At 62.4% G+C, this 14,696-nt stretch carries 12 protein-coding genes and 1 pseudogene; 1 reads left to right on the top strand and 12 read right to left on the bottom strand.

Features of this window, described 5'->3' with window-relative positions; all coding sequences use genetic code 11:
- Positions 1-25: 25 nt before the first annotated feature.
- Positions 26-751, bottom strand: coding sequence for an adenosylhopane nucleosidase (locus Q2M23_RS25560; RefSeq protein WP_168857608.1), 726 nt, complete (start codon positions 749-751; stop codon positions 26-28).
- Between the two features lie 212 nt (positions 752-963).
- On the opposite strand from Q2M23_RS25560, the gene Q2M23_RS25555 reads away from it, so the two are divergent.
- Positions 964-2,193 carry a GNAT family N-acetyltransferase gene (locus Q2M23_RS25555; RefSeq protein WP_375166581.1) on the top strand — a complete coding sequence of 410 codons (1,230 nt, stop codon included), beginning with the start codon at positions 964-966 and terminating at the stop codon, positions 2,191-2,193.
- On the opposite strand, the gene Q2M23_RS25550 is transcribed toward Q2M23_RS25555, so the two are convergent.
- The 11 genes and pseudogenes from Q2M23_RS25550 to Q2M23_RS25500 all read right to left on the bottom strand — a co-directional run.
- Positions 2,190-3,473 (bottom strand): glycerate kinase, encoded by a 1,284-nt coding sequence (locus tag Q2M23_RS25550; protein ID WP_316397444.1) that lies wholly within the window; start codon positions 3,471-3,473, stop codon positions 2,190-2,192. The two genes, Q2M23_RS25555 and Q2M23_RS25550, sit on opposite strands and share 4 nt — an antisense overlap.
- 22 nt (positions 3,474-3,495) lie before the next feature.
- On the bottom strand, positions 3,496-4,728 hold the full coding sequence (locus tag Q2M23_RS25545; protein WP_316397442.1) for an ABC transporter substrate-binding protein: 1,233 nt from the start codon (positions 4,726-4,728) through the stop codon (positions 3,496-3,498).
- A gap of 264 nt (positions 4,729-4,992) precedes the next feature.
- A complete protein-coding gene (locus tag Q2M23_RS25540) occupies positions 4,993-6,219 on the bottom strand; it encodes an ABC transporter substrate-binding protein (protein WP_057016010.1) in 1,227 nt (408 codons plus the stop codon).
- Between the two features lie 154 nt (positions 6,220-6,373).
- Entirely contained in the window at positions 6,374-7,600 is a 1,227-nt protein-coding gene (locus Q2M23_RS25535) for an ABC transporter substrate-binding protein (protein WP_076832477.1), read from the bottom strand.
- 280 nt (positions 7,601-7,880) lie between these two features.
- The gene (locus tag Q2M23_RS25530) at positions 7,881-9,107 is read right to left on the bottom strand and encodes an ABC transporter substrate-binding protein (protein WP_057016012.1); all 1,227 of its coding nucleotides are present in this window, start codon (positions 9,105-9,107) and stop codon (positions 7,881-7,883) included.
- 118 nt (positions 9,108-9,225) lie between these two features.
- Entirely contained in the window at positions 9,226-10,455 is a 1,230-nt protein-coding gene (locus Q2M23_RS25525) for an ABC transporter substrate-binding protein (protein ID WP_028338101.1), read from the bottom strand.
- 29 nt (positions 10,456-10,484) lie between these two features.
- Positions 10,485-11,501: a branched-chain amino acid ABC transporter permease gene (locus Q2M23_RS25520; protein ID WP_057016013.1), complete on the bottom strand. Its 1,017-nt coding sequence runs from the start codon at positions 11,499-11,501 to the stop codon at positions 10,485-10,487.
- A gap of 2 nt (positions 11,502-11,503) precedes the next feature.
- Positions 11,504-12,382: a branched-chain amino acid ABC transporter permease gene (locus Q2M23_RS25515; RefSeq protein WP_028339071.1), complete on the bottom strand. Its 879-nt coding sequence runs from the start codon at positions 12,380-12,382 to the stop codon at positions 11,504-11,506.
- Positions 12,383-12,395: 13 nt separating this feature from the next.
- Positions 12,396-13,109, bottom strand: a complete 714-nt coding sequence (locus Q2M23_RS25510) for an ABC transporter ATP-binding protein (protein ID WP_038384532.1) — start codon at positions 13,107-13,109, stop codon at positions 12,396-12,398.
- Positions 13,106-13,903, bottom strand: a complete 798-nt coding sequence (locus Q2M23_RS25505; protein ID WP_016847575.1) for an ABC transporter ATP-binding protein — start codon at positions 13,901-13,903, stop codon at positions 13,106-13,108. The genes Q2M23_RS25510 and Q2M23_RS25505 overlap by 4 nt, the downstream gene beginning before the upstream one ends.
- 69 nt (positions 13,904-13,972) lie before the next feature.
- Positions 13,973-14,623, bottom strand: a pseudogene (locus Q2M23_RS25500) (IclR family transcriptional regulator); the annotation flags it as partial.
- Positions 14,624-14,696: the final 73 nt, after the last annotated feature.

Raw genomic sequence — 14,696 nt, 5'->3', positions numbered from 1 at the left:
GCAGCCCGTTCGGCTAAAAAAGCGACTAGAGGGCGATCATACGATCGTCCGCTACGATACTTGAACTTGGCTCCGACTCTTCTGCTTGCAAGGAAGGCAACCCTAATCCAGGGCCAAGCAATTGACGGCAGCGAAGCAGTGCCGCAAATCCGGACAGTGCGTCGAGACTGGTCCGAAGCAGCATCGGTAACTCGCTCGGCTGTTTCATTGTCGCACGGACCAGCGCGGCGAGATCGATCGTCCCGTTTGCACGCACTGCGGACAGGGCGGCGGCAGGAAGCTGCCGACCGGCCGGATCCATGATCACGCGGACGGCAGTCATAGGGAGGCCGCGCGCTGCAGCGACACTCGCCGCCACATGGGATTCGTTATCGACCGCCAGCGCGCCTGTACTCATATGCAGCGAGCGCTTCGCTTCTGGATGCATGGCGACCGTGGTCACACCAGCAATAGGGCCATAAATCGAACCGGGGATGAGTCGAAGCAAGGCTTGCGACCAGTCTCGATCAGTGAAGAGCTGAATCGTTTCCGAAACGATCGTCGATGCTACGACGCATGCGCCTGCCGGGAGGTCGGGCGAAAGGCCGCCCGCGACGCCAAAGCTGATAAGACCGTAGCAATCCTCAGCAATTGCCGACGCGAGAGACTCCGCGAGCGTGCTGCCATCGCCACTGCAGATCGCCTGCGTATGCAGGTCTGCAGCGATCCGCGCCTCAAATGCAAGTCCCGTGACTCCAATCACCGCTGCCATGAGTCCGCTCCCCGGATGCCGCGCTGGACGGCGAGTGTCCGCGCATGCGGGTCGTATCAGGAGTGTTCTGCTCCAACGCCAAATCGCAAATGACTAACGAGTTAGTTTCTGACGGATATGTTAGCTGCTTTGTTTTGGCGCCGTGATAAATGCTGCCTAGGGCCGGGATCCGTGGCGAGCGTGAGATCGTGCCGGAAGCTGCAACAGCGCACTTGACGAGCCAAATCGGCGACCTCACGAGACGCGTGCCGATGCAATGTCCGCCGCGTCTCCAAGTCATCGTGCGGAACGATTTGGAGCGTTGTCCGCGCTGGCAGTTCGCCTTCGCGAGCGAGCGCAAGGATCATCGATACTATGAGTTGGTCGAGGATACCCTTCATCCCGAGTTCGATTACCGGTATTTCCTCATCAAAGATGCGGTTGATCAGGTTTGTGCTGTACAGCCATTCTTCCTAATGGACCTGGATTTGCTGGCCGGTGCGAGGCCGCGGTTTGGCGTACTCATCGACGCCATTCGCCGGATGTGGCCAGGTTTGATGCGCGCCCGTGCGCTCATGGTCGGGTGCGTCGCAGGGGAAGGTCATCTTGACGGGGACGAGGCCTGCCATCGAGGCTGCGCGGAACTGCTGGCCTCTACGATTGCAATACATGCTCGCAGGCTCGGGGCGCGGCTGATCGTGCTCAAAGAGTTTCCGGCGCGATACCGACCAATCCTCGACTGCTTGATCGCTCACGGCTTCACCCGCATCCCCAGCCTGCCCATGATCAGGCTTTGCATCGATTACGCCAATTTCGATGACTATATGAATCATGCGCTCAACAGCGCAACCCGCAAGAAACTTCGCAAGAAGTTTGAGGCGACAGCGCGGGCCTCTCCATCCGTCGAGATGAACGTCGTCAACGACGCGACGCCGGTGATCGCGCAGATCTATCCATTGTATTTCCAAGTCTATCAGCGTTCGAAACTGCACTTCGAGAAGCTGACGGAACGATACTTCTGCGACTTGGGGCGGCGGATGGGGGACAAGGTCCGCTTCTTCCTCTGGCGTCAGAACGAGCGGATCGTCGCGTTTGCCGCATGCATGGTACATGGTGACGCGATCTATGCGGAGTACATAGGTCTCGACTACGATGTCGCCTTAGACCTGCACCTCTATCATTATGTGTTTCGCGACATGGTGAGCTGGGCAATCGCCAACGGGTACAAATGGTTTCGCAGCAGCGGGCTGAACTATGATCCAAAGCTGCACCTGAGGCACTTGCTTGATCCGATCGACTTATACGTTCGGCACACCTCCGCGCCGATCAACTCAGTGTTGAAGCGCATTTTGCCGGTGCTCGAGCCGACGCGATATGACGAGACGCTTGCGAAGTTTCGTAACTATCAGGAGCTTTGGGCGCAGCCCGAGACTGGCCTTGGGTCCGTCAAGGATACGGCCTAATCCACCAAAATCACCCGCACGTCATTGACGTTGGTCAGCGTCGGTCCGGTCAGCAACAAATCCCCGGTCTGGGCGAAGAACCCCGTCGCATCGTTGTTCTCGAGATAGGCCTTCGGATCGAGGCCGATCGATTTCATCTTCGCGAATGTCGCCTGGTCGATCACGGCGCCGGCCGGGTCGGTCGCGCTGCCGGCGCCGCCGTCGGCGCCGTCGGTATCGGCGGCCAGCGCTGAGACGTCGGGCGTATCCTTCAGCAGGCCGGCCAGCGCCAGCGCGTATTCCTGGTTGGGGCCGCCGCGGCCGTTGCCGCGCACCGTCACCGTCAGCTCGCCGCCGGAGATGATCGCGACCCGCTTGCCTTCGCTGCGCGCCTTCAGCGCCAGCCGCGCATGCGCGGCCGCGATCTCGCGGGCCTCGCCTTCGAGATCGGCGCCGAGCGCGATGGTCTCGTAGCCGGCGTCCCGCGCGACCTTCACCGCGGCGTCGATCGAGGCCTTCGGCTTTGCCAGCAGTTCGAATGTCGCCCGCGCGAAGACGGCATCGCCGGGCTTGCAGCTTTCGTTCGCGGGATCGTCGAGCGCGCGGCGGACCGCGTCGTCGATCGAGAGATTGTATTTGGCGACCAGTGCGCGGGCGTCCGCCAGCGTGGTCGGATCCGGCACCGTCGGCCCGGAGGCGATCGCGGAGGGATCGTCATGCGGCACGTCCGATATCGCCAGCGTGACGATCTCGGCCGCGTGCTGGCCGGCGCGCGCCAGCCGTCCGCCCTTGATGCGCGAGAGATGCTTGCGCACGGTGTTCATCTCGCCGATCGGCGCGCCGGAGCGCAGCAGTGCGCGGTTGACCTGCTGCTTCTGGGTAAAGCTCACGCCGTCGACCGGCGCGATCCAGTTCGCCGAACCGCCGCCGGTCAGCAGCACCAGCAGGAGATCGTCCGGGGTCGCGGTCGCGGCGAGCCGCAGCGTGTCGTCCGCCGCCTTGAGCCCGGCCTCGTCGGGCACCGGGTGGCCGGCCTCGACCACCTTGATACGGCGGGTCGGCACGCCATGGCCGTGGCGGGTGGTGGCGATGCCGACCAGCCGCGACGGATCGAGCTCGAGCGCGTCGAGATAATGCCGCTCGGCCGCCGCGGCCATCGCCGCGGCGCCCTTGCCTGCGCAGAGACAGATCACCCGTCCCTTCGGCACCGGCCGCAGCCGCGACGCCAGCACGACGTCGGGATGCGCAGCCGCCACAGCGGCATCGAAGATCGAACGCAGGAAAGGACGACGGTCGGTCATGGTTGTGCCTTATGTAACGCGGTCAGTGTCCGCCGACTTCGCCGCTGATGACGTCGCCGAACAATTGCCAGCGCTCGCCCTTGAACTGCATCAGCTGGAGCTGTTCGATCGGCTGGAAGTCGGCAGGCCCGGTCGACAGCGTCACGCCGGGCAGCAGGCCGCCCTGCGCGAATTGCTTCAGGCTCGCCGCCTGCTTCATCACATTGGCGCGGGTGAGGTCGTCACCGCAGCGGCGCAGCACCTCGACCATCGTGGTCGCCATGTTGTAGCCGGTCATCGCCGAGGCATCGACGCGGTTGGTGTCAGGCATGTATTTGGCGAGCAGTTCGTCGAACGCCTTCATGCCGGCGTCATCCTTCCACTGCGGATCGCTGGCGTCCTTGGCGTAGGCGGCCGAGATCACGCCCTGCGCATTGTCGAGGCCGGCCGGACGCATCACGGTCGCGGTGGAGGCCGAGACGTTGGAGACGATGGTCACCGGCTTCCAGTTCATCTCGCCGAGCTTCTTGATCGCCTGGGCGCCGAATTTCGGCGTGGTGAAGAAGACGATGACGTCGGGATTGGAGGATTTCAGCCGCACCACATGGGAATCGATCGTCGGCTCGGCGACTTCATAGCTCTCCTTGGCGACGACGCGCGCGGGATCGCTGGCGAAGCCGTCTTCCAGGCCCTTGAGGTAGTCCTTGCCCATGTCGTCGTTCTGGTAGAGCACCGCGACCTTGGTGGCGGGCTTTTCCTTGAGCAGATATTTCGCGTAGATCCGCGACTCGCTCTGGTAGCTGGGCAGCCAGCCCATGGTCCAGGGGAAGGCCTTCGGATCGTTCCACTTGGTCGCGCCGGTGGCGACGAACAGCTGCGGTACCTTCTTGGCGTTGAGATATTTCTGGATCGCGGTGTTGGAGGCGGTGCCGAGCGTGCCGAACAGGAACAGCACCTCGTCGCTCTCGACCAGCTTGCGGGCCTGCTCGACGGCCTTCGGCGGCGAGTAGGCGTCGTCATAGGAGACGAAAGTGATCTTGCGCCCGTTGATGCCGCCGTCGTCGTTGACCTTCTTGAACACCGCGGCCATCGCCTTGCCGACCACGCCATAGGCCGACGCCGGGCCGCTATAGGGCACGATGTTGCCGATCTTGATCTCGGTGTCGCTCGCACCGGTGTCGTATTTCTTCTGCGCCCATGCGGCATTGCCGGTCGCGGCGGCGACGGCGAGGCCGAACAGGGCGGTTGCGACACGGTGTCGGATCGGCATCGGCATGTCCCGAAATCTCCTTGTTGTTGCCGCCGCGCAAGGGCGTCGGTTTCTTGTCGGGTTTCTTGCCGGTTTACCTAGCGTATTGCCGGGCAAAGTGTAAGCGGGCATTGCCCGGGCCGGCCTGCGAGCAGGCCATGGCTTTGTATTCTGGTTTCCGACGCGTCTTCTTCGCGCGAACCGGTACCCGCTTCGCCCGGAAATGCGCCAACAAAAAGCCCCCTGCGAGGGTATCGCAGGGGCCATTCCCGGTCGGGAGGCGGCGGGAGATCAGCCGCCGACGTCGGCGCTGATGACCTCGCCGAACAGTTCCCATTTCTCGCCCTTGAACTTCATCAGCTGCAGCTGGCTGATCGGCGCGAAATCGTTCGCCGCGGTGTTGATCTTGACGCCAGGCAGCAGCACCTCGGTGCGGAAGTCCTTCAGGCTTGCGGCCTGCTTCATGATGTTCTCGCGGGTGAGGTTGTCGCCGCACTGCTTCAGCACCTGGACCAGCGTCTGCGCCACGCCGAAGCCGACCACGGTGCCGCCGTCGAGCTTGTCGCCTTCGGGGAAGTCCTTGGCCATGAAGGCGTAGAACTCCTTCATGCCGGGGTCATTGTCCCATTGCTTGTCGGAAGCGTCCTTCAGGTAGGCGGCGGAGATGATGTCCTGCGCGTTCTCGAAGCCGGCCGGCTTGATCACGCTGCCGACCGATGCCGACACGTTGTTGAGGAAGTGGGTCGGCTTCCAGCCGATTTCGGCGACCTTCTTGATTGCCTGGGCCGCGAATTTCGGCGTCGCGATGTCGATGAAGACGTCGGCGTTGCTCGCCTTCAGCTTGACGATGTTGCTGTCGATGGTCGGCTGGGAGGTCTCGAAGCTTTCTTCGGCGACGATCATGCTGGCGGCCTTCTGGCCGAGCCCGTCCTTCAGGCCCTTCAGGTAGTCCTTGCCGTAATCGTCATTCTGGTAGAGCACCGCGATCTTGGCGTTCGGCATGTTCTTCAGGATGTACTTGGCGTAGATCTGGGTCTCGCTCTGGTAGTTGGGCTGCCAGCCCATGGTCCAGGGAAAGTCCTTCGGGTCGTTCCACTTGGTGGCGCCGGTGGCGACGAACAGCTGCGGCACCTTCTTGGAGTTCATGTATTTCTGGATCGCCGAGTTCGACGGCGTGCCGAGCGAGTTGAAGATCAGCAGCACCTCGTCGCTCTCGACCAGCTTGCGGGCCTGTTCCACGGCCTTCGGCGGCGAGTAGGCGTCATCGTAGGAGATGAAGTTGATCTTGCGGCCATTGATGCCGCCGGCGTCGTTGACCTTCTTGAAATAGGCGGCCTCGGTGCGGCCGATGACGCCATAGGCGGACGCCGGGCCGCTGTAGGGCATGATGTTGCCGATCTTGATCTCGGTATCGCTGGCGCCGGTGTCGTATTTCTTCTGGGCAAGCGCAGCGCTGCCGGATGTCGCGACGAGCGCGAGCGCGGCCCCGAGGACCGCAAGTTTTTTGGTAGCGGACATCTATGTCTCTCTCCCTGTTTGTCATGTGTCTCGGCCTCTTGCTTGGAGAGCTCTTTATTTGGCTGCAGTGATTATCATTTTAGGCGGTTCGCCTCAATGAGAAGCCCCTGCGGCAAACGCCGCAGGGGCGGTATCTTTGGTCGACCTTCCCGGCCTAACCGCCGACGTCGGCGCTCAAGACTTCGCCGAAGCGCTCCCAGGTCTCGCCCTTGAAGCGGATCAATTGCAGTTGCGAAAGCGGCGCGAAATCGGTCGCCGAGGTGTTGACCTTGACGCCGGGCAGCAGGCCGCCGGGCTCGTAATCGCGAATGCTGGCCGCCTGCTTCATGATGTTCTCGCGGGTCAGATTGTCACCGCAGGCCTTGAGCACGTGGACCAGGCCCTGCGAGACGATATAGGCGTACATCACGGAGGCATCGGCCCGGTTCGCTTCCGGATAGTACTTATCGAGGAATTCGTTCCAGGCGATCATCGCCTTGTCGGTCTTCCACTGCGCGTCGGTCGGATCCTTGAAATATTGCGACGAGACGATGTCCTGGGCGTTCTCGAAGCCCGCGGGCTTGATCACGCTGCCGATCGATCCGGAGACGTTGTTGAGGAAGTGCAGCGGCTTCCAGCCGAGCTCGGCATTCTTCTTGATCGCCTGTGCGGCGAACTTCGGCGTCGTGATGTTGAAGAATACGTCGGCGCCGGAGGCCTTGAGCCTGACGATGTGGGAGTCGATGGTCGGCTCCGTCACCTCATAGCTGTCCTCGGCGACGATCATCGACGCGGCCTTGGCGCCGAGCCCGTCCTTGAATCCCTTCAGATAGTCCTTGCCGTAGTCGTCGTTCTGGTAGAGCACCGCGATTTTGGCATCCGGCTTGTTCTTCAGGATGTACTTCGCATAGATGATGGACTCGCTCTGGTAGTTGGGCTGCCAGCCCATCGTCCAGGGGAAATTCTGCGGGTCGTTCCACTTGGTGGCGCCGGTGGCGACGAACAGTTGCGGCACCTTCTTCTGGTTCATGTATTTTTGGATCGCCGAGTTCGGTGGCGTGCCGAGCGAATTGAAGATCAGCAGTACCTCGTCGCTCTCGACCAGCTTGCGCGCCTGCTCGACCGTCTTCGGCGGAGTGTAAGCGTCGTCGTAGCTGATGAAGGTGATCTTGCGGCCGTTGATGCCGCCCTCGGCGTTGATCTTGCGGAAATAGGCCTCCTCGGTCTTGCCGATCACGCCATAGGCTGAGGCCGCTCCGCTATAGGGCATGATGTTGCCGATCTTGATCTCGGTGTCGGAGGCGCCGGTGTCGTATTTCTTCTGGGCAAGCGCCGCGCTGCCGGATGCGGCGACGAGCGCAAGCGCAGCAGCAAATGCCGTCAATTGTCGTATTGCAGACATGCCGTTTCTCTCCCTGATTGCCGATGATGTGTCGCGGCCCCCTGTTTCGAGGGCTCATTATTGGTCGTAAAAACTATCATCTTACCTGGGGTGTCTCAATGAAAAGCCCCTGCGGCATTGCCGCAGGGGCTGCGTCTTTAGTCGACCACCCTCAAGGCGGGCCGCTGCTCAAAAATCCGCCAACGCGTTCGCGTGTGCGTGGAGCCAACCGCGGAGATTGCTGTCGAGTAAAGCGACGCTGTTGAGTTGAGCGAGCGGATCGAACAGACCGACGTGACGATCAGTTGCTCAGATTGCTCGAAATGATGTCCCCGAACAGCTCCCACCTTTCGCCCTTGAACCGCATCAGGCGCAGTTGCTTGATCGGTGCGAAATCGGTGGCCGAGGTGTTGATGCTGATGCCCGGCAGCAGCGTGCCGGGGACGAAATCCTTCAGGCTTGCGGCCTGCTTCATGACATTGGCGCGGGTGAGGTCGTCACCGCACATCTCCAGCACCTTCACCATGGTCTGTGCGGCGGCGTAGCCGAACGAAGTGGCGCCGTCGAGCTTGTTGGCGTCGGGATAATTCTTCTTGAGGAAGGCGAGGAATTTTTCCATGCCGGGATCCTTGTCCCACTGCGGATCGGCGCCGTCCTTGAGATAGGATGCCGATAGGATACCCTGCGAATTCTCGAAGCCCGCCGGCTGCATCACGCCGCCGACCGACGCCGAGACATTGGCGACGATCTGCAACGGCGTCCACGCGATCTCGGCGGCCTTCTTGATCGCCTGTGCCGCGAATTTCGGCGTCGTGATGCTGACGAAGGTGTCGGCACCGGTGGCCTTCAGCTTGACGATGTGGCTGTCGATCGTGGGCTCGGATGTCTCGTAGGCCTCCTCGGCGACGATCATCGATGCCTTGTCGCCGAAGGCGTCCTTCAGGCCCTTGAGGTAGTCCTTGCCGAAATCGTCGTTCTGGTAGAGCACGGCGACCTTGGCGTCGGGCTTGTGCTTCATGATGTATTTTGCGTAGACCCGCGCCTCGTCCTGGTAGGACGGCTGCCAGCCCATGGTCCACGGATAATCTTTCGGGTCGTTCCACTTCGAGGCGCCGGAGGCGATGAACAGCTGCGGCACCTGCTTCTCGTTCATGTATTTCCGGATCGCCGCATTGGTCGCGGTCCCGACCGAGCCGAACAGCAGCAGCACTTCGTCGTTCTCGACCAGCTTGCGCGCCTGCTCCACCGTCTTGGGCGGCGAGTAGCCGTCATCGTAGGAGATGAACTTGATCTTGCGGCCGTGGATGCCGCCGGCATCGTTGATCATCCTGAAGTAGGCGGCCTCGGTCTTGCCGATCGTGCCATAGGCCGAGGCGGGGCCGCTGTAGGGCATGGTGTTGCCGATCTTGATCTCGGTGTCGCTGGCCCCGGTGTCGTATTTCTTCTGCGCCAGCGCGACATTGCAGCTCGTCAGGATCAGAGCGAATGCGGACAACAGCGCCGTCAGGGACGGACGTGCGGCAGTCATGGTTTCCCCACCTCGGGTTCTTTGTTTGGAGTATTCAATACCATCGGCGCGGGGCGTCAACAAAAAGCCCCCGCGACGGATATCGCGGAGGCTGTTGTTTTATTCCCGCAGTGCAACGTCACTCGGAGGGGACGTCGCCGGAAATGATGTCACCGAACAGCTCCCACTTCTGCCCCTTGAAACGCTGCATCTGCAGCTGGGCGATCGGGGCGAAGTCGGTGGCCGAGGTGTTGATCTTGACGCCGGGCAGCAGGGTGTCGGGCGTAAAGTCCTTCAGGCTCGCCGCCTGCTTCATGACGTTGGCGCGGGTGAGATCGTCGCCGCACATTTCGAGCACCTTGGCGAGCGTCTGTGCGGCGCCATAGCCGTACACATAGCCGCCGTCGGTCTTGTCGGCGCCCGGCATGTACTTGTCGAGAAACTCGGCCCACTTCTTCATGCCGGGGTCGTTGTTCCACTGTGTGTCGGCGCCGTCCTTGGCGTAGGCCGCCGACAGCACGCCCTGCGCGTTGTCGAAGCCCGCCGGCTGCATCACGCTGCCGACCGAGGCCGACACGTTGGTGATGATCTGCAGCGGCTTCCAGCCGAGCTCGGCGGTCTTCTTGATGGTCTGCGCGCCGAACTTCGGCGTGGTGTAGATCAGCAGCACGTCGGGATTGGCGGCCTTGATCTTGACGATGTGGCCGTCGATCGACGGCTCCGAAATCTCATAGCTCTCCTCCATGATGATGCTGGAGGCCGCCTTGGCGCCAAAGCCGTCCTTGGTGCCCTTGAGGTAGTCTTTGCCGAAATCGTCGTTCTGATAGAGGATCGCGATCTTGGCGTCGGGCTTCTCCTTCATCAGCCACTTGGCGTAGATCTGCGCTTCGCTCTGGTAGCTCGGCTGCCAGCCCATGGTCCACGGGAAGTTCTTCGGGTCGTTCCACTTGGTGGCGCCGGTCGCGACGAACAGCTGCGGGATCTTCTTGGAATTCAGGTATTTCTGGATCGCGGTGTTGGACGGGGTGCCGAGCGGGTTGAAGACGAGCAATACCTCGTCGCTCTCGACCAGCTTGCGCACCTGCTCGACCGCCTTCGGCGGCGAATAGGCGTCGTCATAGCTGACGAAATTGACCTTGCGGCCGTTGATGCCGCCGCGATCGTTGATCATCTTGAAGTAGGCTTCTTCGGTCTTGCCGATCACGCCATAGGCGGAGGCTGGTCCCGAATAGGGGATGATGTTGCCGACCTTGATCTCGGTATCGCTTGCGCCGGTGTCGTATTTCTTTTGGGCGAATGCGGCAGTGGACGTCGCGGCAACAGCGACGATCGCCGCGGAAATCGCGGCGATCCGAACGGTAGAAAGCATAATATCTCCTGGTTTGCTTCTATAGGCTGTCAGTTTTTCTTGAACTTTGCGGCCAGTTGCTGGGCAACGATCGCAACCTGCCTGGCGCCGTGCGGCACGAGGAAGATGACGAGGAACAGCAGCACGCCGAACACCGCGCCCGAAAGGCCCTTCGAAATACCCTCGGCGATGTTGGGCACGAAGATGATGAAGGCGGAGCCTACGATCGAGCCGGGCAGCCAGCCGACGCCGCCGACCACCATGCCGAGGAACAGCGAGATCGCGAGCTGGATGGTGTAGCCGTCGGGCGCCACGAACTGCACTGCGATGGCGCCGAGACCGCCGGCAACGCCGGTGATGCCGGCCGAGACGCCGAACGCCAGCGTCTTGTACAGCGCGACGTCGACGCCCATCGCGGAAGCCGCGATCTCGTTGTCGCGGATCGCCATGAAGGCGCGGCCGGAGCGCGAGCGCAGCAGGTTCACCGAAGCGATATAGATCGCGATCGTGACCACCAGCGTGAAGTAATACAGCCACATGTCCTGCCCCATCGGCAGGCCGAACGGCGCATCCGGCTTGGTGACCACGAGACCCTGCACGCCGCCGGTCCAGTGCTCGAAATAGCCCAGCTTCAGAAGCTGAGGCATCGCGGTGGCTAGCGCAAAGGTCGCGAGCGCCAGATAGACGCCGGATAGCCGCAGCGCCGGCTGGCCGAACAGGAAGCCGAAGGCGAAGCAGACGATGCCGGCGATCGGCAGCGTGAGGGCATAGTTCATGCCCACATGCTCCATCAGGATCGCCGAGGTATAGGCGCCGACGGCATAGAACGCGCTCTGGCCGAGCGAGAACTGGCCGCTTCCGCCGGTCAGGATGTTGAGCGCCAGCACCGCAAGGCCGTAGATCAGAAGCATCGTCATCTGGAAGATGATGAAGTTCTTCACGAACAGCGGGATCAGGACGAGCGCGGCGAGCACCACGAGCGAGGTGCCATAGCCGAGCGTCATGGCGCGCTTGGGAACGGCCTCGACGGCGGAGCCTTCTGTGACGATTTCTTCAGCGGCGCTCATGATCAAACTCGCTTCACGATGGCGCGGCCGAACAGGCCTGCCGGTTTCACGACCAGGACGACGATGATCAGCGCAAGCGCGATCGGAAGTTTCAGTTCATTGCCGACGCCGGGGATGTAGGTGCCGACGAGGTTCTCGAAGACGCCGACCAGGAAGCCACCCATGACGGCGCCGAACGGGCTCGACAGGCCGCCGAGCACGGCTGCGGCAAATCCATAGATCAGCACGCCGAGCATCATGTTAGGCTCGAGGAACACCACAGGTGCGATCATCATGCCGGCGATCGACCCGATCGAGGCGGCCATGCCCCAGCCCAGCGCGATCATCCACGAGGTGTTGATGCCGACCAGCCGGGCCGATTCCGGCAGCGATGCGGCGGCGCGCATCGCAAGACCGACCCGGGTGAAGCGGAAGAAGAAGAACAGCAGGAGCAGCATCAACAGCGTGATGCCGATCATGCCGGCCTGGTGGGTCGAGATCAGCTGGCTGCCGAGGAACGGTGAGGAACCGAACGGCGTCGGATACTGCTTGATGGTGAAGTCCCAGATCAGGCCGGCGACCGAGTTGATGATCGCGTAGAGCGCGATGAAGCCGGCGACGTTGGTCAGGATCGGCGCCTTCGCCAGCGGCTTGAACAGCAACCGCTCGATGACGATGCCGGCGGCGAACGAAAAGGCGACGGTGAGCACGAAGGCGCCCCAATATGGCACGCCCCATTGCATCAGCTGCCAGGACACGAAGGTCGAGAACATCGCCATTTCGCCCTGGGCGAAATTCAAATGGTCGATGGCCTGGTAGATCATGACCACCGCGAGCGCCATGCAGGCATAGATCGCGCCGGTGGCGATGCCGGCCAGGACCTGGTTGGCAAAAAGCTCCATTGTGCCAGCTCCCTCAGTAGCCGAGATAGGATTTGCGGACGTCTTCGTTGTTCGCGATGTCCTTGGCATTGCCCGACATCACGATCCGTCCGGTTTCGATCACGTAGGCCTGGTCGGCGAGCTCGAGCGCGAGCTGCGCATTCTGCTCGACCACCAGGATGGTCACCTTTTCCTCGCGATTGATCTTTCCGAGGATGCGGAACAGGTCGCGCACGATCAGCGGCGCGAGGCCGAACGACGGCTCGTCGAGCAGCATCAGGCGCGGCCGCAGCATCAGCGCGCGCGCCACCGCGAGCATCTGCTGCTCGCCGCCGGACAGCGTGCCGGCCTGCTGGGTGTAGCGCTGCTTCAGCACCGGGAAATGCTCGTACATCCGTTCGATGTCGGCGCCGATCGCCTTCTTGTCCGGGCGGCTGATGGCGCCGAGCTGCAGGTTTTCCTCCACCGTCATGTTGGTGAAGGTGCCGCGGCCCTGCGGCACGTGGGCGATGCCGAGGCGGACCACGTTTTCGGTCGAGCGCGTGCCGATCGGCTTGCCCTCGAACTCGATCGCGCCGGTGGAGCGCACCATGTTGCAGATCGCCCGCAGTGTGGTGGTCTTGCCGGCGCCGTTGGCGCCGAGCAGCGTGGTCAGCGAACCCTCGTTGAGCGAAAAGGAGAGGCCGTGCAGGGCCTGGACCTGGCCGTAATAGGCGCGCAGGTCCTTGACGTTGAGCATCGTGGTCATTGGTCCTTGCTCCCCAGATAGGCCTTGATGACATCAGGGTCGGCCTGGACCTGGGCCGGCGTGCCTTCGGCAAGCTTGCGGCCGAAATTGAGCGCGACGACGTGGTCGGCGATCGACATCACGAGACCCATGTGATGCTCGACCAGCAGCACGGTGATCTTGCGGTCGTCGCGGATTTTGCGGATCAGGTCGCCGAGCACATAGACTTCTTCGTGATTGAGGCCGCCGGCCGGCTCGTCGAGCAGCAGGATCTTCGGATCCGCGGCCAGGGCGCGCGCCAGTTCGACGCGCTTCTGGGTGCCGAACGGAAGTCCCGAGACCACGGTGTGGGCGACGTCCTCGAGATCGAGATAGCCGAGGATGTCGTGCACCTTCTTGTTCATGTCGGTCTCGCCGCGGCGGACCCAGGCGAGGCGCAGCGAGTCGCTGACGATGTCGCTCGAGGTGCGCGCATGCGCGCCGACGCGCACATTGTCGATCACGGACAGGTTGGGGAACAGCGCGACGTTCTGGAAGGTGCGGCCGATGCCGATCTCGGCGATCCGGTGCGGCGGGCGCGACAGGATGCTCTTGCCTTCCATCAGGATGTCGCCCGACGACGGCTGATAGAGCCGCGACAGGCAATTGAACAGCGTCGTCTTGCCGGCGCCGTTCGGCCCGATCAGCCCGAGGATCTGTCCATGGCGCATGTCGAACGACACGCCGTTCAGTGCGATGATGCCGCCGAACACGACGCTGACGTCGCGAACCGCGAGCAGGGGATCATTCCCCTGCGCGAGCTGTGCCTGCGTCATCTCGTCTCGCCCGCCGTCTTCGAGCGGTGCGAGCGGCCCTGCGATGCGTTTCGCTGGACGTGATGGAGGCTATCTGATCCCCTCGGCCAAACGTGCAACTTTCCCTCCTACTCTGGTCTTTTTGCGTTCTTCTTTTTTGGATTGCGGCGCCATTCCACCGAGCGCCTGCTCGATGTTCCTTACCATCGCGACAAGACGAGGTCCAATGTCGTTGAGCAATCTGTCTTCCGTGAAGCGGAATGCCGGCGCGCCGCAATTGAAGGCGTAAGGACCGGTTCCGTCGTTCAATCTCAATGCAACGCCGACTGCGGCGACGTCGTTCTGCCAGTCGCCTGCGGACATCGTGAAGCCGTGCTTCGCGACCGTCTCGCCGGAGCGCTCGATGCCGTCGCGCATCTTGGCCCAGCGGCTGCCGTAGTGATCCCGCAGCTCACGCAGTAAAGCCGCGCGCTCGTCGGGCGGCAATGCCCAAATATAAGCACGCCCCATCGCGGTGGTTGCGATCGGCACCCGCGAGCCGACGTCGAGTTGTACGCCGAGCGCCAGGCCGTTCCGGCTCTGGCCGAAATAAATCATGCTGTGGCGGTCGCGGCCGCCGACGGCGACCGCTCCGCCGGTCGCGCGCATCACTTCTTCTCGATAGGGCTCGGACAAATGCCGAACGCCGAGATTGGCGAGCGCGGCGTAGCCGAGTGCCATCGCCGACGGCGCGAGTTGGTAAGTCGGATCGTAGCCATGTCGTTCTGTGAGCCAAGGAGTTGAGTGTTATAGTTGTCTTCCTAAGACCGCTTGG

This window comes from Bradyrhizobium sp. 33ap4 (assembly GCF_032654765.1).
Lineage (GTDB): Bacteria > Pseudomonadota > Alphaproteobacteria > Rhizobiales > Xanthobacteraceae > Bradyrhizobium > Bradyrhizobium australafricanum.
Note: the sequence above shows the minus strand (reverse complement) of the source record. Positions and strands in the feature narration are given on the sequence as shown.